At 64.2% G+C, this 19,523-nt stretch carries 23 protein-coding genes and 2 pseudogenes; 14 read left to right on the top strand and 11 right to left on the bottom strand.

Translation table 11 applies throughout. The features are described from left to right. The first annotated feature begins 28 nt into the window (after positions 1-28). From ABIB45_RS08115 to ABIB45_RS08125, 3 genes are read left to right on the top strand one after another with little or no spacing between them, the layout of a single operon-like run. Complete coding sequence (locus tag ABIB45_RS08115; protein WP_354215400.1) at positions 29-907, top strand: carbon-nitrogen hydrolase family protein; 879 nt, start codon at positions 29-31, stop codon at positions 905-907. Positions 908-916: 9 nt separating this feature from the next. Then, positions 917-2,272, top strand: coding sequence for an APC family permease (locus ABIB45_RS08120; protein WP_354215401.1), 1,356 nt, complete (start codon positions 917-919; stop codon positions 2,270-2,272). 36 nt (positions 2,273-2,308) lie between these two features. Further along, entirely contained in the window at positions 2,309-3,088 is a 780-nt protein-coding gene (locus tag ABIB45_RS08125; protein ID WP_354215402.1) for a carbon-nitrogen hydrolase family protein, read from the top strand. Positions 3,089-3,150: 62 nt separating this feature from the next. Here the strand turns inward: ABIB45_RS08125 and ABIB45_RS08130 are convergent, their stop codons facing one another. After that, the gene (locus ABIB45_RS08130) at positions 3,151-3,582 is read right to left on the bottom strand and encodes a recombinase family protein (protein ID WP_354215403.1); all 432 of its coding nucleotides are present in this window, start codon (positions 3,580-3,582) and stop codon (positions 3,151-3,153) included. Between the two features lie 76 nt (positions 3,583-3,658). Between ABIB45_RS08130 and ABIB45_RS08135 the strand changes: the two are divergent. After that, positions 3,659-3,907 (top strand): annotated as a pseudogene (locus ABIB45_RS08135) (transposase); the annotation flags it as partial. 468 nt (positions 3,908-4,375) lie between these two features. Next, entirely contained in the window at positions 4,376-4,558 is a 183-nt protein-coding gene (locus ABIB45_RS08140; RefSeq protein WP_354215404.1) for a hypothetical protein, read from the top strand. Positions 4,559-4,617: 59 nt separating this feature from the next. Here ABIB45_RS08140 and ABIB45_RS08145 read toward each other — a convergent pair whose 3' ends face one another. From ABIB45_RS08145 to ABIB45_RS08190, 10 genes are all read right to left on the bottom strand, one after another. Then, the gene (locus tag ABIB45_RS08145) at positions 4,618-4,857 is read right to left on the bottom strand and encodes a DUF2188 domain-containing protein (protein WP_354215405.1); all 240 of its coding nucleotides are present in this window, start codon (positions 4,855-4,857) and stop codon (positions 4,618-4,620) included. A gap of 247 nt (positions 4,858-5,104) precedes the next feature. Next, the gene (locus tag ABIB45_RS08150; RefSeq protein ID WP_354215406.1) at positions 5,105-5,914 is read right to left on the bottom strand and encodes a glycoside hydrolase family 25 domain-containing protein; all 810 of its coding nucleotides are present in this window, start codon (positions 5,912-5,914) and stop codon (positions 5,105-5,107) included. A gap of 519 nt (positions 5,915-6,433) precedes the next feature. Then, positions 6,434-6,838 carry a helix-turn-helix domain-containing protein gene (locus ABIB45_RS08155; RefSeq protein ID WP_354215407.1) on the bottom strand — a complete coding sequence of 135 codons (405 nt, stop codon included), beginning with the start codon at positions 6,836-6,838 and terminating at the stop codon, positions 6,434-6,436. 739 nt (positions 6,839-7,577) lie between these two features. After that, positions 7,578-8,360: a hypothetical protein gene (locus tag ABIB45_RS08160; RefSeq protein ID WP_354215408.1), complete on the bottom strand. Its 783-nt coding sequence runs from the start codon at positions 8,358-8,360 to the stop codon at positions 7,578-7,580. 35 nt (positions 8,361-8,395) lie between these two features. Continuing rightward, positions 8,396-8,965 (bottom strand): RNA polymerase sigma factor, encoded by a 570-nt coding sequence (locus tag ABIB45_RS08165; RefSeq protein WP_354215409.1) that lies wholly within the window; start codon positions 8,963-8,965, stop codon positions 8,396-8,398. 1,815 nt (positions 8,966-10,780) lie between these two features. Beyond that, positions 10,781-11,410 carry a hypothetical protein gene (locus tag ABIB45_RS08170; protein WP_354215410.1) on the bottom strand — a complete coding sequence of 210 codons (630 nt, stop codon included), beginning with the start codon at positions 11,408-11,410 and terminating at the stop codon, positions 10,781-10,783. A gap of 28 nt (positions 11,411-11,438) precedes the next feature. Continuing rightward, positions 11,439-12,917 carry a multicopper oxidase family protein gene (locus ABIB45_RS08175; RefSeq protein WP_354155552.1) on the bottom strand — a complete coding sequence of 493 codons (1,479 nt, stop codon included), beginning with the start codon at positions 12,915-12,917 and terminating at the stop codon, positions 11,439-11,441. Beyond that, positions 12,917-13,195: an SHOCT domain-containing protein gene (locus ABIB45_RS08180; RefSeq protein ID WP_354155553.1), complete on the bottom strand. Its 279-nt coding sequence runs from the start codon at positions 13,193-13,195 to the stop codon at positions 12,917-12,919. Before ABIB45_RS08180 ends, ABIB45_RS08175 begins: the two co-directional genes overlap by 1 nt. Positions 13,196-13,341: 146 nt before the next feature. After that, the gene (locus ABIB45_RS08185; protein ID WP_354155554.1) at positions 13,342-13,767 is read right to left on the bottom strand and encodes a DUF302 domain-containing protein; all 426 of its coding nucleotides are present in this window, start codon (positions 13,765-13,767) and stop codon (positions 13,342-13,344) included. A 38-nt stretch (positions 13,768-13,805) separates the two neighbouring features. Continuing rightward, complete coding sequence (locus tag ABIB45_RS08190; protein WP_354155555.1) at positions 13,806-14,063, bottom strand: metal-sensitive transcriptional regulator; 258 nt, start codon at positions 14,061-14,063, stop codon at positions 13,806-13,808. A 132-nt stretch (positions 14,064-14,195) separates the two neighbouring features. Here ABIB45_RS08190 and ABIB45_RS08195 point away from each other — a divergent pair, with 132 nt between their 5' ends. The 9 genes and pseudogenes from ABIB45_RS08195 (at position 14,196) to ABIB45_RS08235 (ending at position 19,511) form a co-directional block, all read left to right on the top strand. Then, complete coding sequence (locus tag ABIB45_RS08195) at positions 14,196-14,822, top strand: rhodanese-like domain-containing protein (RefSeq protein ID WP_354155556.1); 627 nt, start codon at positions 14,196-14,198, stop codon at positions 14,820-14,822. Then, positions 14,819-15,592, top strand: coding sequence for a sulfite exporter TauE/SafE family protein (locus ABIB45_RS08200; RefSeq protein ID WP_354183281.1), 774 nt, complete (start codon positions 14,819-14,821; stop codon positions 15,590-15,592). Before ABIB45_RS08195 ends, ABIB45_RS08200 begins: the two co-directional genes overlap by 4 nt. A gap of 25 nt (positions 15,593-15,617) precedes the next feature. Next, positions 15,618-15,959 carry a rhodanese-like domain-containing protein gene (locus tag ABIB45_RS08205; protein WP_354155557.1) on the top strand — a complete coding sequence of 114 codons (342 nt, stop codon included), beginning with the start codon at positions 15,618-15,620 and terminating at the stop codon, positions 15,957-15,959. 51 nt (positions 15,960-16,010) lie between these two features. Continuing rightward, on the top strand, positions 16,011-16,307 hold the full coding sequence (locus tag ABIB45_RS08210) for a rhodanese-like domain-containing protein (protein ID WP_354215411.1): 297 nt from the start codon (positions 16,011-16,013) through the stop codon (positions 16,305-16,307). A gap of 75 nt (positions 16,308-16,382) precedes the next feature. Next, complete coding sequence (locus ABIB45_RS08215; RefSeq protein WP_354155559.1) at positions 16,383-16,745, top strand: thioredoxin family protein; 363 nt, start codon at positions 16,383-16,385, stop codon at positions 16,743-16,745. Positions 16,746-16,788: 43 nt separating this feature from the next. After that, positions 16,789-18,198: an MBL fold metallo-hydrolase gene (locus ABIB45_RS08220; RefSeq protein ID WP_354183283.1), complete on the top strand. Its 1,410-nt coding sequence runs from the start codon at positions 16,789-16,791 to the stop codon at positions 18,196-18,198. A 101-nt stretch (positions 18,199-18,299) separates the two neighbouring features. After that, a pseudogene (locus tag ABIB45_RS08225) lies at positions 18,300-18,686 on the top strand (MFS transporter); the annotation flags it as partial. Continuing rightward, complete coding sequence (locus ABIB45_RS22560) at positions 18,663-18,989, top strand: hypothetical protein (protein ID WP_502914525.1); 327 nt, start codon at positions 18,663-18,665, stop codon at positions 18,987-18,989. The pseudogene ABIB45_RS08225 and the gene ABIB45_RS22560, both read left to right, overlap by 24 nt. 75 nt (positions 18,990-19,064) lie before the next feature. Next, positions 19,065-19,511, top strand: a complete 447-nt coding sequence (locus tag ABIB45_RS08235; protein WP_354155561.1) for a universal stress protein — start codon at positions 19,065-19,067, stop codon at positions 19,509-19,511. Positions 19,512-19,523: the final 12 nt, after the last annotated feature.

The raw sequence follows: 19,523 nt of genomic DNA on the forward strand, positions 1-19,523 counted from the left end.
CAGATCACACCCCAACGTGGAGATAACCATGCAACGCATCCTTCCCCTCATCGCAGCCCAGACCCGGCCCCGTCTCATCGGCGAGCCAGTCTCGGCGTTTGCGGACGAGGTCAAAGCCGCCCTCGCCGTCCAGCCCCACAGCAGGCTGGTGGTCTTTCCGGAGCTTCACCTGTTCGGGGATTCCGATCCCGACCAGCAGCGCACGGAAGCGCTCCAGGCTTCCGCGGAGCCTTTGGAGGGCCCCCGGGTCAAGGAACTGCGGCAGATCGCCGGTGATCTTGGCATCTGGCTGGTCCCGGGCAGCGTGTGCGAGCGAGGCCCGGAAGGGCAGTTGTTCAACACCCAGCTGGTCCTTTCCCCGGAGGGCGGGCTTGCCGGCTATTACCGGAAGGTTTTCCCTTGGCGGCCCTTCGAACCTTACGACCCCGGTGACCGGTTCACCACCGTGGACCTCGCCGGCATTGGGAGGGTGGGCCTGAACATCTGCTACGACGCGTGGTTCCCCGAGGTGTCCCGCCAGCTCGCCTGGATGGGCGCCGAAGTCATCCTCAACGTCGTGAAAACCACCACGCCGGACCGCAGGCAGGAACTGGTGCTCGCCAAGGCCAACGCCATCGTGAACCAGGTCTTTATGGTCAGCGTCAACTGCGCCGGTCCCACCGGAACAGGCCGAAGCATCATCGTGGACCCCGAGGGCAACACCCTCACCGAGGCGCCCGACGACACCACGGTACTGCTCACAGCCGAACTCGACCTTGCCGCCGTCGAGCATGTCAGGACCCACGGCACCGAAAACCTCAACCGCCCCTGGTCCCAGTTCCGCGACGGCGAAGACGCCATTGAACTGCCCGTTTACCAGGGCCGGATCACCCCGGCCACCTGGGCTCCCCAGTCCTTCAACGCCTAAGGAAACACCGTGACAACAACACCCACCCTCACGCGCACGCTGAAACTGCCCTCTCTGGTCCTGTTCGGCCTCGCGTACTTGACCCCGCTGATCGTCCTGGGGATCTTCGGCATCATCGCCGAAGCCACCGGCGGGGCCTCACCGTCCGCGTATTTGGTGGCGCTCGTGGCCATGCTGTTCACGGCGCACAGCTACGGCCGGATGGCCGTCGCACACCCGGTGGCCGGGTCCGCCTACACCTACGTCCGGCGGTCCATCGATCCCAGGGTGGGGTTCCTGGTGGGCTGGGCCATCCTGCTGGACTACCTCTTCCTGCCCATGGTGATCTGGCTGATCGGCGGCTCCTATCTCAGCGCGCAGTTCCCCGAAATCCCCATCGGTGGCTGGGTCGTTGGTTTCATCCTCATCACCACGGCCCTGAATGTCCTGGGCATCAAGGTGGCGGACAAGGCCAACTACGTGCTGATGGCATTCCAGCTGCTGGTCATCGTGTTCTTTGTGGCGCTGGCCATAGGCAACGTGGTGTCCACCTCCGGCGCGGGCGGCCTGGCCAGCACCCAGCCGTTCTTCAACGACACCTCCAGCTTCGCCACCATCTCCGCGGGTGCGGCCATCGCGGCGTATTCGTTCCTGGGGTTCGACGCCGTCACCACCCTCACCGAGGAGACCATCGAACCGCGCAAGAACATGCCCCGCGCCATCATGCTCATCGCCCTGATCGGCGGAGGCATCTTCGTGACCGTGTCCTACGTGACCCAGCTGGTCCACCCCGGCGGGGTGTTCGAGGACTCGGCTTCCGCGGCCAGCTCCATCGCGCTGCAGATCGGCGGTCAGCTCTTCGGAGCCGTGTTCCTCGCCGGCCTGGTGGTGGCTCAGTTCGCCTCCGGCCTCGCGGCGCAGGCCAGCGCTTCGCGCCTGCTCTACGCCATGGGCCGGGACTCCGTGCTGCCCAAGGCGGTCTTCGGCCGGCTCAGCGCGAAGTTCCACACCCCGGTGGTGAACCTGATCCTTACCGGCATTGTCGGCCTGATCGCGATCTTCCTGGACGTGGCCACCTCGACCTCGTTCATCAACTTCGGCGCCTTCACCGCTTTCACCCTGGTCAACGTCTCCGTGGTGTTCCACTACGTCCGGCAGCGCCGCGCCGGGCAGAACCTGAACCCCGTGTCCTACGTGGTGGTCCCGGCGGTGGGAGCCATCATCTGCGCGTACCTGCTCTCCCAGCTGGACGGTAACGCGATTACGCTGGGACTGTCATGGCTGGTGCTGGGCGTCGTTGTCCTGGCCCTGATTACGCGTGGTTTCAAAGCGGCGCCGCCGGAAATGTCGGCCACGGAGAGGGCGACGGTTGAGGCTGCAGCCTGAGCCGGGCCGCCGCCTGACCGGAGGGAAGGAACAACCGTGAGGATAGCGCTCGGGCAGCTGGAGTCGGGCACCGATATCCTGGCCAATCTCGCAGTGATCGACCGGTTCGCCGCCGAGGCCGTGCGCGAGGGCGCCGAGCTGGTTGCATTCCCGGAATATGCCACGTACGAGAAGAAGAAGGTGGACGCTACGTTCCCCGTGATGGCTGAGCCGCTGGACGGTCCCATCTGCCAGGAACTGGCCGGCACTGCCCGCCGCCACCGCATCGCGCTGGTGGCGGGCGTGGTGGAACGCTCGGAGGAGCCGGGCAAGGCGTACAACACCGTGGTGGCGTTCGGGCCGGACGGAAGCCGGCTGGCCTGCTACCGGAAGATCCACCTCTTCGATGCGCAGGGCTTCGGGGAGTCGATGTTCATCAAGCCGGGCCCGTCCACTGATCCGGTGGTTTTCGAGCACGGGGGAACGCGCTTTGGCCTGATGACCTGCTATGACCTTCGCTTCCCGGAGCTGGCCAGGGAACTGGCCGACGCCGGCGCCCAGGTCCTGCTCGTCTGCTCATCCTGGGTGCCGGGCACCCATAAAACCGAGCAGTGGCTGGCGCTGAATACAGCGCGCGCCATCGAGAACAGCCTCTACGTAGCCGGGGTGTGCCAGGCGCCGCCGGTCTCGGTAGGGCGCAGCATTCTGGTCGATCCGATGGGGGTCACCGAAGCCGATCTCGGGCTCGGTGTCGGCGTCGCAGCGGTGGACATCTCCCCACAGACGGTGGCGCGGGTGCGGGAGTTATTCCCGATGTTCCGCCAACGCCGGCTGTAGCCGGCGGCGGGGCTGCGCCCCGGTCCGTGGTTCCTACTGAGGTGGGGTCGCCGTAGTACTCGCTAAAAATCATGCGGATATGGCTGGCCAGGGAAACCCGACCGTTCCGTCGCGTCAGGTGCCCTGCTGGAGCGTGGCAAAGTCGGCGTGGGCTTGGTCAACGGCTTCGGGGTAGGCCTGACGTTTTCGTACTCGATGAGGGCCCGGTAGATGCTAGCCGGGCTGGGGTTGCGGCCTTTGCGTTTGCCCGTGGGGATGATCAGGTCGGGGCGGATGTCCTCGACGGACTCGCCGTTGGCGCGGCGGCGCATCACGGGGTGCAGCATGTCGTCGGTGATGACTGGCGGGCGGCCGCCGTGGTTTCCCTTGCGGGCGGCCGTGTTTAGGCCTTCGAGGGTGGTTTCGCGGATATTCTCGCGTTCGGCTTCTGCCATCGCGGCGAAGAACGCGAACAGCACCCGGCCGGTGCCGGACGATAAACGGCAGCCGGCCACTGGCTTCCAAAATCCCTCATAAAGGAGGTGGAAGTCCGCCGAGCATCAACCAGGCTGAAGCTGACAATCAAGGCCACAACGATGGTCCAACAACCCGCAGGAACGCCTGAACCGGGAGATCCGCCGCCGCACCGACGTGGTCGGGATCTTCCCCGACCGGAACTCGTTGATCCGCCCCGTCGGCGCCGTTCTGGCCGAGCAACACGATGACTGGATCGAAGCCCGCCGCTACCTCGGCCTGGGGCTCATCCAACAGGCCCAAACCGTCGGCACCCCGACAACCAAGGAGGCAACGACAACCACAGAACTGGCGCTCAGCGCCTAAACAAACCAAGGATCACGCGGCAACCGCAATACACCACGCATTTGGACTTGACCGGCGGACGCTGACGCCGATCGTACCAGCGCAAGAGTTCGGGTCGGTACCCTCGCGTATCCGATCAGCTTGGTCACGACCGCTCCACGGCGTCTCGTAAATAGGGGTTAGCTAGTACCGCCGATTCAACCGTGAGGTTTCGACACATAGTTACGAGAATCGCAGGCCCGCACCACGTGGCCGTCATCACCGGATGTGGCAAACCCCTCGCGGACCGGGAATTCCTTGCGGTGAGGTCCGGATACCGCAGAGATCGTGGGATTTCATTGCCAGCCACGGTACGGTCACCGCGGGGGGCATCGAAGGAACAGGTTCAACGACTACTCGCCAGGACCCGACGCGGCGAAAGGCTGCCGGTGCTGGAGGTGTACCGTCCGAACCGGGCCGACCGCCCCCTCCCCGGGCCATAACGCCAACATGCTGAACGCCTGCCTGACCGACTTTGGCTTCGGCTCGGCCCGGCTCGCCGCCGGTTCCACGTACGGGGCGCAGTTGGTTGCCACGCAGAACTTCGCCACCTACGGGATGATCGCCCTGATCTTCGTCATCCGGATTGGACTGGGCTCCCTCAGCGTCCGGGAAGCAGTTAGAGCCGAGTAAAGGCAGCACCGAGGATAACGACGGCGGACAATCCCGCCGTCGCCCACTTCCTTTTTGATTCAGTTCAGGTCGAATTCCCGGTAGGCGTGCCCGTCCCGTGCGTGCATCACCACGTGCGCCGGCTGCGAGCCGACGGCCAGGTGCGCAGCGGCCAAGGCTTCCTTCTGAGTGCGGAAATACTGGTGCTTGCTGGTCCTGAACTTATGCAGGTCCCACTTGTTGCCATCCGTCCCGTCGCAGGGCTGCACGTGGAAAGTGGCGCGCTTCACTGCCTTCTTATCGAGCGTCGCTGTACTCATGGCGATCTCCATCCGCGATTCTCTATAGGTGGACCAGGCTCCGCCAGGGCGCTGACTACTGGCCGCAGCACAAGCCATGGAATCAGTCCACTCCCGCGGGGACGGAAAAACAAGCCCCCTTGGAGCAGCACTCTCTCCGGATCCGTCCTTCAAACACGGCCAGTCACTCGGATGCCCGCCCAGAGGGGTTCAGGACTCCACATGTGCCGCTACCGGACGGAAAAGTGCCCTGAGTGGTTTCCGGAGCTCAGACGCAGGAGTAGTCGTAGTCGAAGCCACCTGAGACATACTGCGTGAGCGTGACTTTGCCTCCTCCGGTCAGCGGCGCAGCGCCACGCATGCGCTTCGCCGACGCCAGCGAACTTGCCCCGGCGAGCCAACTTCTGGAGGTGTAGAGCGGGCTCGACGTTGGAGCGGTGCCGGCTATTTGCGACCACTGGCTACTCGTCGAGTAGATTCCGCTCGATGCACCGATGCTCGCGAAGTAGGCAATCATGCCTTCAAGATCCGCGCGGTTGGAAGCCTTGTCGGCGGACCAGCTGTTGCCGGTTTCGACGTCGAGCCACCATGTGTATGAGGCGGGATTGCTCACGCCTCGAATGTTTGCATCGTCATATGCCTTGGCGTACCCGTACATGTATGAGCAGGCCGCTCCAAAGGATCCGCTCGTGCACTGGCCGTAGGGGTTGGCCACAGTAGTTCCGCCATAGGTATTGCTTGTAGGCCACCATGAGCCAGCTGACCCCGGATTGGCGGTGTTCACGTAGAGCGCGACCTTGGGCTGTCCAGTAGCGCCGGTTGACGATCCGGCCCAGGACAGCTGGGTAGCGAGGCAGGGATTAGTGGTATTTGCGAGGCCGTTGTTGACGCCAACAATTCCAAAGGTCTGGCCCTTGGGCAGCGCCTTGCCGCACTGCGGCCATGAGACGTCATTGCCCGGGCCGGCGGCTGTTGTGGCTTCCGCCGGGAGGGCCTGTAGCGTCAACAGCATTGCTGCAATGGCGGCCAGCAGATAGCGAAACCGGCTCAGCATGGACGTTGGGCGGGTGATGTTCATGGTCGGCCCCGTTTCGGCTCTTAGCAATCAGGTACCCAGAATGAGGGTCCCTGCCTGTCCAAGTCAAGGTATTCGGGCACCGGCGGAATACCTGGACCTAGAGGCGGGCTCGCAGTCGTAGTCACTGCGTCCGTCCGCAGGGCAAGCCACCCAGCCATCTGGACTCCGCCTACCTATCTTTCACCATTGGCATGACCTCCCAAGTCTCTCTGACATCGATCTCACTCGAAGCCGCCTGACTTTGATGCGACGCAATACCCATGCAGTGGCAGCGCTGTGTGAGAGTCAGGAAGTCAGAGAGCGGCTTTCCCCGATGCTTTCTGTCCTTCAATGAACCGGCGAAGTGGGCTTGGAATAGGCAGCACAAGGATTGTTGCAATCCCTCGGCGATGCTCGCCGGTGGCCGGTATTTGGTTCGAATAACGCCCATAAGGGCCACTGACGCCCGGGCAATACGTGCTGGGCACAAGCAAGTATCGCTTCCATGAGGAACGAGTATCGCCGACTCGTGTTTCGGGCTCAATTTAGTTGTTCACCACCGAGGAAAAGGAGATTCCGTGGCGTTCGGCCATGATCCGGGGCGGACCAGTGCGAGATCCCCAACTCTGCCCGAGGCTTCCCGTCGTTGGTCAGGGTGTCCGCGATGAGGGCCAGTTCGTCGATCTCCCGCTCCCTGCCCGGGCGCTGGACATCGGACAGGGCCTCGATCCCGCCCTCGGCATAGCGGTTGCGCCCCTTCAAGACCGTGGGTGCCGAAAACCCGGTGATTTTCTCGATCCGGATATTCGGCATCCCGTCGGCAGCCAACAAAACCGTGCGCGCCCGCAACGCCAACGTCGCGAAGGATGCCTTCCCGCGGGTCAGCGCCTCCAAAGCCCCCCGGTCACCGTCACGCAATTCCAAAGCCCTTGCCAGATAAACCATGGATCAAGTCTGACAAAAACCAGAACCAAAGGGATCAACGGCACGCTACACTAGGCGGCCAGCCACGGGCCACAAGTTAGGGGAGGGTACGTCGGCTTTAAAAAACGCGTACCGATTACTCGCGCGTATTGCAGGCAGAGTCCGTAGGCTCGTGACCGGAGCTGGCGACGAAGGCGTCCGTCTGAGATAGCGAACGTCACCCCCAGCCGTCGCCAGCTCCACACTGCTGCTGAAACCGTCCTGGCCGAAACTACCCGGCCCGTTTGTGGCGGTTCCGGCCCCCGCATAGACTCAGGAACTATGCCGTCTTCTTAGTGTCCGGATGGAGCCCCGTGAACAGCATGCAGCGTCGACCCGACAGCCGGGAGTCCGGGCGATGAGAACTTCGAAGGCACCGCTCGTCCTCATCAACGATCCCCGCGGCCCTGAAAAGGTCCTCCCCCACCCTGACCGCAGGGGAGCTCAGTAATCTCATCGATGCCCTGTATCAGAACTTGGATACACCCAGCCCGGCGCTGGGGAGCGGAGACCTGGTACGAACTGGCAGTCGAGGAAGATACTCGCAGATCGCAGATCCCGGAACCGATCGGCCAGCTTTGATATCTTGCTCGCTGACGTAGCCAGCGTGAACTCGAAGACGCTTGGGGCCGATTCGCCACGTCTTGGACTATCCGACACGATGCGTATGACGCTGCGTACCCACATTGCAGCCATGCGAGGCATGATTCAGGGCGGCCCGCTAGAGACTGAGGTATTGGGTTTCGGTCGAGTTGTCGCTGTAGGTCACTTCGATGGGCACGTTTTGGTCGGAGGAGTTTGTTATTTCATCGCCGGGGAGCCAGAAGGCGAACTGACCTTTGGAGACGGTCGCCTTGATCTTTTCGCCGGCCGCGCTCATGTAAGTAATGGCGATAACGTCTGTGCCAATTCGACCTGATGCCATTGAGAGCGGGTTATTGGAGATTACCCCTGTTCCGAGCTGGGTAGCCATGACCGCTCGCGCGGTGAGAGTCTGATCGTTTCCGGGCTTTCCAACTGAACCGAAGGATCCCTTGTTGAACCATGAGGCTGTGGTATCCGTGGTGCACGTTGCTTCAAAGCCGTCCCGTCCGGTGAGGACAACAGTTGTCCAGGCGCCACGTTTTTCAGCGATGGCGACTTCTGCTACCGCCAGGTCGCTTGAGTACATGCCACTGCCAACCCCGTGACTCGAGCGGAGGCAGTCGGAGACCGCTCCGTCACGTTCGGTACCGCTCAGCTCTCCAGGAGCCGCCGTCCACGTCGCAAACGCCGCGTCTCCTCCGGAAAGAGCGGGAATGATGAGCAATACGGCCGTGGCTGCCGCGGCAAATCCACCCACGACGAAGGAGCGCCGGCGGCGGTTGGGTTGTGGCGCGGCCGGTTTGTGTTCTGTGGTTGCTTTTCTGTTTCCCGCAGCAGTTGGGTGGGACCCGAGAATGCGGTGCAGGTCTTTCTGTGAACGGTCCGAGTCGGGGGCTGGACTCTGCTCAGCTGCGTCCATGGACCGTAGGAGGGTGTCAATGTTCTGGTTGCTTTTCATGGTGTTGACGCCTTTTCGGAAAATTTTGCCGGCACGGCAGAGGCATTGCGGGGTAAGTGCTCAAGCAGCAGTCGCAGGGCTCGTCGTGCTCGGGTCAGGCGGAGCCGAAAAGCCACGGGTGAAATACCCACGACGTGTGCTGCTTGTGGTGCGGCGAGGTTATCGAAGATCGCGAGTCCCAAGGTTTCTTGGTGGACTTCGGAGAGAAGCGCCCAGGCCCTACTCAGGTCAACGCGGCTGCTGACCAAGTCAGCGTGAGAATCGCCGTGAGAGATCGGCGTCGTCTCGGCAAGCCGAACACCGAGGGCCTGGCGTCGCTGTTCTCCACGTCGAGCATTCAGCATGAGATTTCGCGTGATGCCAAAAACCCAAGCGCGTGCATCACCTTCGTGCGTTGGCGCTTCCGAAAATCGTCGCCAAACAATAACGAACGCCTCAGCCACCACGTCCTCAGCATCTGCCGAGTCGTTGCGACGCTGAACGAACTTCAGTAGGTCACCGTACGCCGATTCGTATAGTGCCCGAAAGTCCTCTGCCCGATCAGGGGCTCTCGATAGGTAGCTCATACCCTGTACTTGTCCGCCACGTACCTAAGTGTGTTGCAGCCGTCCGAAAAAATTTCACACCAACGCCCCACGCCGATCATCAATTAATGAATCCCATACCCACCCGTCCGGGATAAAGGACATCACCGCCCGGGATCAGGGCCCGCAGCGCCGCCCACCACACAGACGGCACGGATTACATCCAAGCTGGCGCTGCGGGACCGCCCCGGCGATAATGGCCGGTCCCAGACAGGCCAGAACCTGCACCCCTCACGTCATATCGTCTAGCAACGACCTACGGCTACCGGCGACCGTTGCCCCATTGATCCGAACGGACCGTCTGCAGGAGGTGGTGTAGGTTTTCGTCCCAAAACGTGGGGTGGGTTCAGAACTGGCCAAGAGAAAAGCCCTCCAACCCAACGTTTCCGCAGGTCAAAGGGCTTTACTTGTGGAGCTAAGGAGATTCGAACTCCTGACCTCTTCTCAGAGGACAGTGTATTTCATTGGTTGCCAAGGGCTTGTGTTGTGTTGCAAATCGGCGGGATCTAGACGTTTCTGGTCCGACGGACAACCCGTGACATGTCGACGTTTTTCATCATTTCCGTGGGGTAAACGTGTGGCGGACATGATGCCGATCGACAGTTCTCGGTTTTCACTGTATGTCGGCGTCCGATTAGTCTGCGCCGGGCTCCGGCTCTGGCACAGGGAGATCCTCGATCGCCATTCGATCCCCTCGCGTACTTTTCGCGCCCTCCTTGAGCATGACAGCGAGTTTGTCGATCGATCCGTCGTCGGCGGCTGACGGGAAAATCCAACGCAGGTCTTGGTGCTCCGTGATGACATCTATCGTTGGACGTACGCTCTCACTCTGCTTCTGAGGAGGCCGAACGAATTGCACGTCTCTGAGCAGGAAGCTTTCGCCAAGTTCCCCTCGGTGGAGTAGCGCTCGGGGAGCAGCTGTGATGATTTGACTATCAGTCACTGCGACGAATGTGCTGGAAGCAGCCCTGTCCACCACAGCGGCCCACTTGCCCGGAGCCAGCGCGCTCCACGCTGCATCGGACCCTCCCTCAAGGCAGAGGTGCGCTCGTCCGGTGTCATGCGCGCCTTGCCAGATTCGCCCCGATCAGGTGCCGTCTCCGCCACCAAATCGCTGGACAGGTCTTCAGGTTCAGGGGCCACGACAGCCGCCCTCCATGCTTCCTGGGATCCCCGCCGGGACTACCCTGCGGATACCCTTTCATGTCTTGAGCGGCGCGAACCGCATGACTTCAGAATTCGTCCCCGAGCTGGTGGAGGCTGCCTGCCACTCAACGAAGTCCGGTGCGTCCGGCCGCAGGACTCGACCACCCGCGACACTAGAGCCATGGGTATCTATGGGTTCAGGCAGACGTCAGGCTGGCAGCAACTAGGCTTGTGCTGGAAGGACGGACCTTATGGCCGCCCTGACTCTAGAAATCACGAACTGGGGACTAGTGGCCACTGTGCGACGGCCTTAGGGAGGTCGAGACCGCCCAGCGCTCCAAGTATCGACCTTCTGGGAAGTCTGCGCTCCAAAGAGTCGCCGGCTCAGCAGGGGCACCAGAGGGGGGCCATCGCCTACCTCGGCACCCCATCGGAGCGAACGCCTAGGCTAGGTAGCAGGGTCGCTCGGAGCGGTTGGACCCGGCGCAGGTGCGCGAGGGCCAGAAGCCGTAGGGTCGAAGCGGGCGCCGAAGGGCCCCTTAGCTGGCTCTGCCGCCGCGAGGGACTCGTGGTGATGACGGCCAACCGCCGGATCGAAAGATCCGCGGCTTATAGCGCCTGGGTCGGGCACGGTTCAAGGAAGCGCGGACTCTAATCACCCCGGGCATAATCCTGCCTCCTGCCAAGGCGCAGCTTGTACAAATGAAGTGCGCCAAGCACAAAGAACAGAATGGACAGCGCCAGTGCTGGCCACAAGGCCGCCGGGTTCAAGGCCGCCCCGAACAGCGGCTTAACCAGTTCCCCCACCGCCAGGGAGAGGATGAGGGTGAAGCCCAGAACATAGATGGATGGCAGCAGAAGCAATCCCGTCCTGTGCGACCGGTAGGTGAGGACGGACAGGATGAGAAAAGCGGGCATGACGAAGCAGAGGTCCAGGATGAAGATCGAGTATAGGGAGTCGATCTGCTCGCCGGTGCGCATGAGCGGCAAGAGCATCCCGATCCACAGCGGATAGAAGATGAGGGGCTGAAGCATCGCACCGGATGCCGACACTAGTCGAAGCGCTTTCGGGAGGGACGGTGTGTGCAGGTCCCTGCGAAGGTAAGCGCCAGCAAGGGCCATAGCCCAGAAAGCCAGTGTGAAAATTGCCATGTAGACGAGGTATAGGCCGTTGTAGGCGCGCTCGATCACATAGATGCCATATGAGTAGAACAGGTACCCAAGAAGGCCAAGCCCTATGACCTGGCGTTTCACCCGGTCGCTGCCGGCTGTGAGGGCCAAGTACAAGAGGCACAGCGCCTCCGGACCATCAGCGGACCTCTATGATGCCCATCATGCCGCTGTCTTCGTGGTCCAGGATGTGGCAGTGGTAGACGGATTTGCCGGTGAAGTCTTCGAACGGAATCCGGACTCGGACGCTGCTGCGGGCCGGGACGTTGACAACGTCCTGCCACTCGGCCGCATCCACCGGGCGGGCTGCCTGTTCGATGATTTGCATGGGCCAGACGTGAAGATGGATCGGGTGGTCCATCGGGCTCGTGTTCGTCAGCGTCCATTCCTCGATCCCTCCGGCGGAGACTGTGGTGTCGACTCTGGCCGGATCAAATGGTTTGCCGTTGATGGTGAAAGCCATCATCCCCGGCCCGGAGCCCATGCCGTTGTTCATGTTCATGCCCATGGCGAAGGTGAGTTCCCGGCGGGCGGTGAGCGCAGCGGTCCGCAAGTCTCTGGGTGCCGGCTGTGCCGGCACTGGTGCAGGAGCGGGCACCGGGTCCCCGGTGGCCGCAAGGGTGGCCAGGGCGGTCCCGTCCGGGCCCGGCTGCTGCCCCGGGGTGCCGTTGTTTCCTCCCGTCATGGTGCCCATGGTTCCCCTGTTCACGGGCAGGGTGCGCAGGAGGGCGGTGCCTGCGCCTGGGGTGACCAGTAGATCCGCCCGGTTGCCCGGGGCCAGCGCCACCTCATCGACCTCCCGGGGTTCCTGATAGCGGCCTGAATCCAGGCCCAGCAGCTGCAGGGACGCGCCGTCGATCCGCAATCTGAGGTATCTGGCGGTGCAGGCGTTGATAATTCTCCACCGCTCGCGTTCGGCCGGTCTGGCCGACAGTCGCGGGTTGGACTGGCCATTGACCAGGATCAGGTTTCCCTCCCGGCCCATCATCTTCTCCATCACTGAAACCTCTTCCGGTCGTCCCGCTGCGTCCAGTGTCATGTCCGAGACGATCATGATGCGTTCCCTGGCCGCGGGGATGGATTGTCGGTCTTCCACGATGATGGCGCCGAAGAGTCCGCCGAAGATCTGATCCGCCACGCTGCCGTGGTGATGGGGGTGGTACCAGTACACCCCCGGCGGATGGTTCTCCGGAAGGCGGTAGGCGTAGTCGAAAGACGCCCCGGGGGCAACTGACCGGAGCGCATTGTCCCCGTTGCCCTGAGGGGAGACGTGCAGGCCGTGCACGTGCAGGTTGGTCGGGACGGCCAAACGGTTCTCGAGAGTAATCTCCAGCAGGTCTCCCGGGCTCAGGAACAGCGCGGGGCCCGGAACTGACCCGTTATAGGACAGGGCGGTAGCGTCCCTGCCGGCAATGCGCACCGGTCCCTGGGCCGCCGAGATTCTCACCTGCAGCCGGCCGCCCTCGCTGTGCACGGCCGCCGGCTGCAGAAGGTCCTGCCCGCCGGCAGGCCTGAAGCTGGAATCCCACACCCCGAGCAGACCTGCCGCCCCGGTCAGCGTGGCGGCGGACCCCAGGCCGCCAAGGACCAAGGCACTGCGCCGGCTAAGGGGCTGCATCAGTGATCCTCGCCCAGGACTTTCAGCCGTTCGGCGTATTCCTCGGCACTCAGCGCGCCGCTGGCATAACGTTCATCCAGGATGCGTCTGGCCGTGCTCCTGCCCGCGGGGGGCGACAAATGATCCGCCCCGCGGACGTCCCCCGGGGTGCCGCCGCGGCGGCCGATCCCGCCGGAGAAAGCCCGCACGGCAAGAATCACGAGCAGGACGACACCCATGACCACGAGCAGCCAGAAGAACCACATCGGGCCCCACATGAAGCCGTTTCCACCCATCATGTCTGGATCTCCTTCAATAGCGGTCTGGTTCTCACCGTCAGCGTCACGGTTTCCTCCGTGGGCTGCCGGTGCCGTCCTCCGGGGCTATTCCGCCGTTGCAGTTCAGTGCGCCACTCAACGGCGCCTCGGCAGCATCGCCGCAGGGATCAGCTGAGCGACTTCCCGGTGCCGTCAAGGGCTGCCAGGGCGGCGCGGAGCCGGGTGTCGGCGTCGTCGGCGACCTCCCGCACGGCAGGGCTGTCGCTGAGCCGGACCATGGTCTGCGGGTCAATGGCCTGGACGGTTGTCCCGCTGGCGTCTTTGCCGCGGCGGACGACGACGTTGCAGGGCAGCAGCGCGCCGAGGTCCGGTTCGGAAGCGAGGGCGCGGCTGGCCAGGACGGGGTTGCAGGCGCCCAGGATCACATAGTCACCCACCGCGTCGGCGGCGTCGGATCCGAGTTTGGCTTCGAACGTGGCGCGGACATCGATTTCGGACAGGATGCCGAACCCCTGGACGGCGAGGGCTTCGCGCGTCTGCTGCACGGCCTCGGGCCAGGCAAGGGGGAGAACGACGGTATGGGTGTAGGTCATGGTGCGCTCCTTGATTGGGCTTTCCGGCTGTCTGCGGCTCAGGCGAGCGAGAGGAAGAGCTTTTCCAGGTCCTTCTTGTTCATGCTCGTATCTTCGCGGACGATGCACTGTTCCAGGCCGCTGGCGATGATGGCGAAACCTGCCCGGTCCAGCGCCTTGGAGACGGCTGCGAGCTGGGTGACGATGTCTTTGCAGTCACGGCCCTCCTCCAGCATGCGGGTCACGGCAGCCAGCTGGCCCTGGGCGCGCTTGAGGCGGTTAACGACGGGGGACAGTTCTGTTGGATCGAGTTGCATAAAGGGTCTCCAAGTCAGGAAGTTTCTGACCTTCAGCATATACCCCCCGGGGTGTGTTGACTACCCCTGGGGGTATCTGGAATACTCTACGGGGTATTCGCAGTAGCCGGCATGTGTCTTGAAAGGACATCCATGACTTCCCCTTCCACTTCGGCCCCGGCCATGACGTCCCTTGACCCGCAGGAACTGAGGTCCTGGTTCCAGGAGCATCAGGACCTCGTCGTCATTGATGTGCGCTCCGCCGCGGAGTTCGAGTCCATGCACATCCGCGGCTCCTACAACGTGCCCTTGCCGCTGCTCTCGGAACACACCGATGAGTTTGCGGCGAGGCTGGGCAGCCGAGTGGTTCTGGTGTGCCAGTCCGGGGCGCGGGCAGAGCAGGCACGGCAGCGCCTGGGCGGGGCCGGCATCGGGACCGCCCATGTTCTGACCGGCGGGGTCCCCGGATTTGCCGCGGCCGGCGGCGACGTCGTCCGGGGCCAGGGGCGCTGGGACCTGGAGCGCCAGGTTCGTCTCGCCGCCGGTTCCCTGGTGGTTCTGGGCCTGGCCGGAGGCAGGTTCGTCTCCCCGAAGATCCGCATGCTCGCCGGGGCCATCGGTACCGGCCTGACCTTCTCCGCTGCGACCAACACCTGTGCCATGGGCCAGGCCCTGTCGGCTATGCCCTGGAACAGGGCGGCCACGGAACCCACCCGGGAAGCTGCCATCCTGCAGTTGCCCGTGGTGAACACGCTTGCCGGGCAGGCCCGCGCGTCGTGATCCCGGCACTGGTCCTGGGACTCGTCGTCGGGATCGTGCTCGGCCTGGTCGGGGGCGGCGGTTCCATCGTCGCCGTCCCCGCCCTGGTCTACGGTGTGGGCCTGAGTACCGCCGAGGCCATCCCCACCTCCCTGCTGGTGGTGGGCGTCTCCTCGCTGGCGGCCCTGATCCCCAGGCTCCGCGAAGGCATCAACTGGCCCGTGCTGCTGCTGGTCGGCGCGGCGGGCATCCCCGCGGCCTGGGGCGGCACCGCCGTCGGACGGTTGCTGGACCCGGACATCCTGATGCTGGCCTTTGCCGCCATCATGGTGATCGCCGGCATCCGCATGCTCCACAGCACCACCGAAACCGAGGGCTCCTGCGGTACCGGACCCGGCAGCGCCTTCCGCTCCTGCGCCCCCAAAGCCGTCGGCGTCGGACTCCTGGTGGGGTTCCTCACCGGGCTCCTGGGCGTCGGCGGCGGATTCCTGATCACCCCCGCACTCACCCTCTTCCTGGGACTGCGGATGAAACAGGCGGTGGGAACATCCCTGGCGATCATTGTCGTCAATTCCGCCGCGGGGTTCAGCGCCCACGCCGCCGGATTCACCGTCAACTGGCCCACCGTCCTGGCGTTCGCGGTTCCCGCCATTTTAGGCTCCCTCGCGGCGGCCCGATTCGCCCGCCGCCTCAAGGACAGTCACATCCGCATCTCGTTCGCCGTGCTCATCTTCATCGTCGCCGCCTGGGTGACGGTCAGCACCGCCGGAAACCTGATGCCCACCGCCTGAGATACCGACACAGAGGAGATTCATCATGGGCTTCATCAGCACCCTCAAGAAAGCCTTCAGCAGACCCTGCAAGTCCATCTCGGTGGCCGAGGCCAGGGAACTCCTCACCTCCGGCGCCACCCTGATTGACGTCCGCTCCGCCCAGGAATGGCGCACCGGGCGCGCACCCCAGGCAAGACACGTCCCGCTTGACCGGCTGCAGACCGGCACCACCGGCATCCGGAAAGACCGGCCTGTCATCGCCGTATGCCAGTCCGGCGTCCGGTCAGCCTCCGCGGCCCGGGCCCTCGCAGGGAAGGGCTACGAGGCCTACTCGATCCGCGGCGGAATGATCGCCTGGCGCCGGTCCGGCGAACCCGTCCGCTAGAGCGTTCCTCCGGGAACAACAGAAAACCCAAAATGATCGAAGGAGAGTCCCATGTCAGAAATCACCGTTACCGAAACCGACCAGCTCCGCGATACCGCCCGAATTCTGGACGTCCGGGAAGACTTCGAAGTCGCCGAGGGCATGATCCCCGGCGCCCTCCACATCCCGATGGGACAACTGCGGGCCCGACTGTCCGAACTGGACCCGGCCGTTCCAGTCATCGCCGTCTGCCGCAGCGGCAACCGCAGCGCCCACGTCGCGGACGCCCTCAACGCTGCCGGATTCACCGCCGATACCATGACCGGCGGCATGATCGCCTGGACCCGCGCCGGATTTCCCACCGCCTAAACACCGCCCCGGCTGCGGGGCCGGCCCTCATCCATCCGACTTTTCAAGATACCCCGGGGGGTATACAATTCACTTATGGCAACGATCGACATCACCGAACGGACCCTGGCAGAGACCTTGGAGGGCAACGAGATCGTTTTTGTTGATTTCCGGGCAGGCTGGTGCGGTCCCTGCCGCATGTTCGCCCCCACCTACGACGCCGCCTCCGAAAGACACCCGGACCTGGTCTTCGCCAAGGTCGACACCGAAGCCGAACAGGCTCTGGCGGCCGCGGCCGGCATTACCTCCATTCCCACCCTGATGGCCTTCCGCGACAAGACCCTCGTCTTCTCACAGCCCGGCGCCCAGAACGCCACCGGCCTGGAAGAGGTCATCACCGCCGTGAAGAACCTGGACATGGCGGCACTCCGCGCCGAGGTCCCACAACAGCAGGCCTGACCCGCGGCGACAGCTTCCCCACCCACTTATCAAGGAGAACCACATGCTTATCGAGCGCATCTACGACGAAGATCTCGCCCAGGCCAGCTACCTCATCGGCTGCCAGAGCAAGAACGAGGCGGTCGTCGTCGACCCCCGCCGCGACATCGCGGTCTACCAGTCCCTCGCCGCAGCCAACGGGATGAAGATCGTGGCCGTCACCGAGACCCACATCCACGCCGACTACCTCTCCGGCACCCGCGAACTGGCCGCCGCCACCGGCGCCGCCATGTACGTCTCGGGTGAGGGCGGCCCGGACTGGCAGTACGGCTTCGACGCCGAGCGCCTGTACGACGGCGACACGATCACCCTCGGCAACATCACCGTCAAGGCCGTGCACACTCCGGGGCATACCCCCGAGCACCTGTCCTTCCTCATCACCGACGGCGCGTTCAGCGACCAGCCCGGCTACCTGCTCTCCGGCGACTTCGTCTTCTCCGGCGATCTGGGCCGCCCTGACCTTCTCGACGAGGCGGCCGGCGGCGTCGACACCCGCTTCGCCGGCGCGAAGCAGCTGTTCGCCAGCCTGCGCGAGAAGTTCCTGACTCTGCCCGACTACGTCCAGGTCCACCCCGGCCACGGCGCCGGCAGCGCGTGCGGCAAGGCCCTCGGCGCCATCCCCTCCTCCACCGTCGGCTACGAACGGCTCTACGCCTGGTGGGGCCCATACTTCGCCGCGAACGACGAGCAGGGCTTCATCGACGAGCTCCTCGACGGCCAGCCGGACGCCCACGCCTACTTCGGTCGAATGAAGCGCCAGAACCGGCAGGGCCCGGCCGTCATGGGCGGACGCGCCCCGCTGGCGGAGCTAGACGCCGCGACGGTCGCCAGCGACCTCGCCCAGGACACGGTGACCTTCGTGGACACCCGCCCGAACGCCGAGGTGCACGAGGGCACGGTCGCCGGCGCCCTGAACATTCCGGCCGGAAAGTCCGTGGCCAGCTTCGGCGCCTGGGCCGTTGACCCCGAGCGTGATTCCCGCCCGCTGGTGCTGCTGGCCGCCGGCCAGGAGCAGGCCCAGGAAATGTGGGACCACCTTGTCCGCGTCGGCATCGACGCCGTGAGCGGCTATGTCACCGGCTTCGAGGGCTTGCCGGCCGCCACCCCGCGCCTGATCCAGCCCGAAGATCTGGAAAGCTTCGACTCGGCGCTGATGCTCGACGTCCGCAACCGCACCGAACACGCCGCCGGGCACATCCCCGGATCGAGCCAGCTGAGCGGTGGCCGCGTGCTCTGGAACCTGGACCAGCTGCCCGCTGACGGGACCATCGTGAGCTACTGCCAGAGCGGTGTCCGCAACTCGGTCGTGGCCAGCATCCTGCGCCGGGAAGGCTACGACGTCGTCGAACTCGACGGTAGCTACGCCGCCTGGGCCGCACGGCAGCAGACCCCGGAATCCGTTTCCGCCAACTAGTCCCGGCAGCATCGAAAACAGAGAGACCACAAGGATCCTAGGCGGTGGCCCAAAGGCCGGGCCGCCGCCTACACTCCATCCCATGAAAAGGCAGAGCAGTGATGAAGCCCGGAAACACAGCCGCGCGGCAGCGGCGCGACCCTGACGCCGGGCTCACGCTGGGCCTGCGGCAGAACCTGGCCCAGTTCATGCTTCTGGTCGCTGTCAACGCCCTCGTGGGCGGCACACTGGGCTAGGAACGCACCATACTGCCGCTGCTCGCCCAGAAGGTCTTCTACCTTGACCTCTACACCAGCGCGCTGACCTTCATCCTGGCGTTCGGCCTGGCCAAGGCCGCCACCAACTACTTCGCCGGCACCCTCTCTCAGACCGCTACGGCCGCAAACCCGGTCCTCGTAGCCGGCTGGCTCATCGCCCTCCCCGTCCCGCTCCTTTTGATCTTCGGGCCAACATGGGGTTGGATCGTGGCCGCAAACATTGTCCTTGGCAGCCGCTGCATCCGGTCCGGGACCCTGTGCCCGGCCCGCTCCGAGAGCGTCCAGGAATTCTTCCGCTCCTCGCCGGAGAGCAGCCCCTTGACGTACTCCACAGCGTTCGCCTGCGGCTCCGAACGGGCGAATCTGGCCCCGATCAGTTCCCCCGATCTCCGCCAGCGCATCGGCCCACTCCTGCACGTCTGCCACGCAAATATCATCGCCCACCGCCAAGGATTAACACGCCCGCACGCGAGGAACGCGGTTAAAACGCCGAAGGACGACAAAATATTCGCGACGGTAGTACTGACTAGGTGACTTTTGGCCCTAGAGGTCCACCGTCCGGCACCGCAGGCTGGAGGCAGCAAGCAGACATCACGAAGGGAAACTGTCATGGAGGAGTCAACACTGCAGGATGCCAGATTCGTGGTGGGGGTGGACGGATCCGATGCCTCGGTGGAAGCGCTCCGGCAGGCCCAGCGGCTGGCCGTCCCCGTTGGGGCCAAGGTGCTGGCCACGGCTTGCTGGGATGATCCGCAGGTCTACGCCGGCTACGTGGCTATGGGCATAGACCGCTTCGAGGAGCGTGTAGAGATGATCCTCAACGAAGCCCTGGAAAAGGCCTTCGGAGCGGAGACGCCGCCGAACGTCGTCCCTCGTGTCGTCCGCGGACACCCCCGGGATGCACTCATCGACGCCAGCCGCCACGCTGACATGATCGTCGTGGGCAGGCGCGGCCATGGCGGATTCGGCGGCCTGCTTCTGGGATCCGTCAGCTCAGCCTGCGTTGCCCACGCGCACTGCCCGGTCCTCGTTGTCCACAGTCCCGAACAAATGTAACAGGAAGGCCTG

It is taken from the genome of Arthrobacter sp. UYCo732 (assembly GCF_040547265.1).
In the GTDB taxonomy this organism is placed as follows: Bacteria; Actinomycetota; Actinomycetes; order Actinomycetales; family Micrococcaceae; genus Arthrobacter.

Bases quoted from the DNA above. Each gene is read 5' to 3' on its own strand.
- ABIB45_RS08115 (WP_354215400.1), top strand. From the start codon at position 29: ATGCAACGCATCCTTCCCCTCATCGCAGCCCAGACCCGGCCCCGTCTC.
- ABIB45_RS08140 (WP_354215404.1), top strand. From the start codon at position 4,376: ATGCTGAACGCCTGCCTGACCGACTTTGGCTTCGGCTCGGCCCGGCTC.
- ABIB45_RS08145 (WP_354215405.1), bottom strand. From the start codon at position 4,857: ATGAGTACAGCGACGCTCGATAAGAAGGCAGTGAAGCGCGCCACTTTC.
- ABIB45_RS08150 (WP_354215406.1), bottom strand. From the start codon at position 5,914: ATGAACATCACCCGCCCAACGTCCATGCTGAGCCGGTTTCGCTATCTG.
- ABIB45_RS08155 (WP_354215407.1), bottom strand. From the start codon at position 6,838: ATGGTTTATCTGGCAAGGGCTTTGGAATTGCGTGACGGTGACCGGGGG.
- ABIB45_RS08160 (WP_354215408.1), bottom strand. From the start codon at position 8,360: ATGGACGCAGCTGAGCAGAGTCCAGCCCCCGACTCGGACCGTTCACAG.
- ABIB45_RS08165 (WP_354215409.1), bottom strand. From the start codon at position 8,965: ATGAGCTACCTATCGAGAGCCCCTGATCGGGCAGAGGACTTTCGGGCA.
- ABIB45_RS08175 (WP_354155552.1), bottom strand. From the start codon at position 12,917: ATGCAGCCCCTTAGCCGGCGCAGTGCCTTGGTCCTTGGCGGCCTGGGG.
- ABIB45_RS08180 (WP_354155553.1), bottom strand. From the start codon at position 13,195: ATGATGGGTGGAAACGGCTTCATGTGGGGCCCGATGTGGTTCTTCTGG.
- ABIB45_RS08185 (WP_354155554.1), bottom strand. From the start codon at position 13,767: ATGACCTACACCCATACCGTCGTTCTCCCCCTTGCCTGGCCCGAGGCC.
- ABIB45_RS08190 (WP_354155555.1), bottom strand. From the start codon at position 14,063: ATGCAACTCGATCCAACAGAACTGTCCCCCGTCGTTAACCGCCTCAAG.
- ABIB45_RS08195 (WP_354155556.1), top strand. From the start codon at position 14,196: ATGACTTCCCCTTCCACTTCGGCCCCGGCCATGACGTCCCTTGACCCG.
- ABIB45_RS08205 (WP_354155557.1), top strand. From the start codon at position 15,618: ATGGGCTTCATCAGCACCCTCAAGAAAGCCTTCAGCAGACCCTGCAAG.
- ABIB45_RS08210 (WP_354215411.1), top strand. From the start codon at position 16,011: ATGTCAGAAATCACCGTTACCGAAACCGACCAGCTCCGCGATACCGCC.
- ABIB45_RS08215 (WP_354155559.1), top strand. From the start codon at position 16,383: ATGGCAACGATCGACATCACCGAACGGACCCTGGCAGAGACCTTGGAG.
- ABIB45_RS08220 (WP_354183283.1), top strand. From the start codon at position 16,789: ATGCTTATCGAGCGCATCTACGACGAAGATCTCGCCCAGGCCAGCTAC.
- ABIB45_RS08235 (WP_354155561.1), top strand. From the start codon at position 19,065: ATGGAGGAGTCAACACTGCAGGATGCCAGATTCGTGGTGGGGGTGGAC.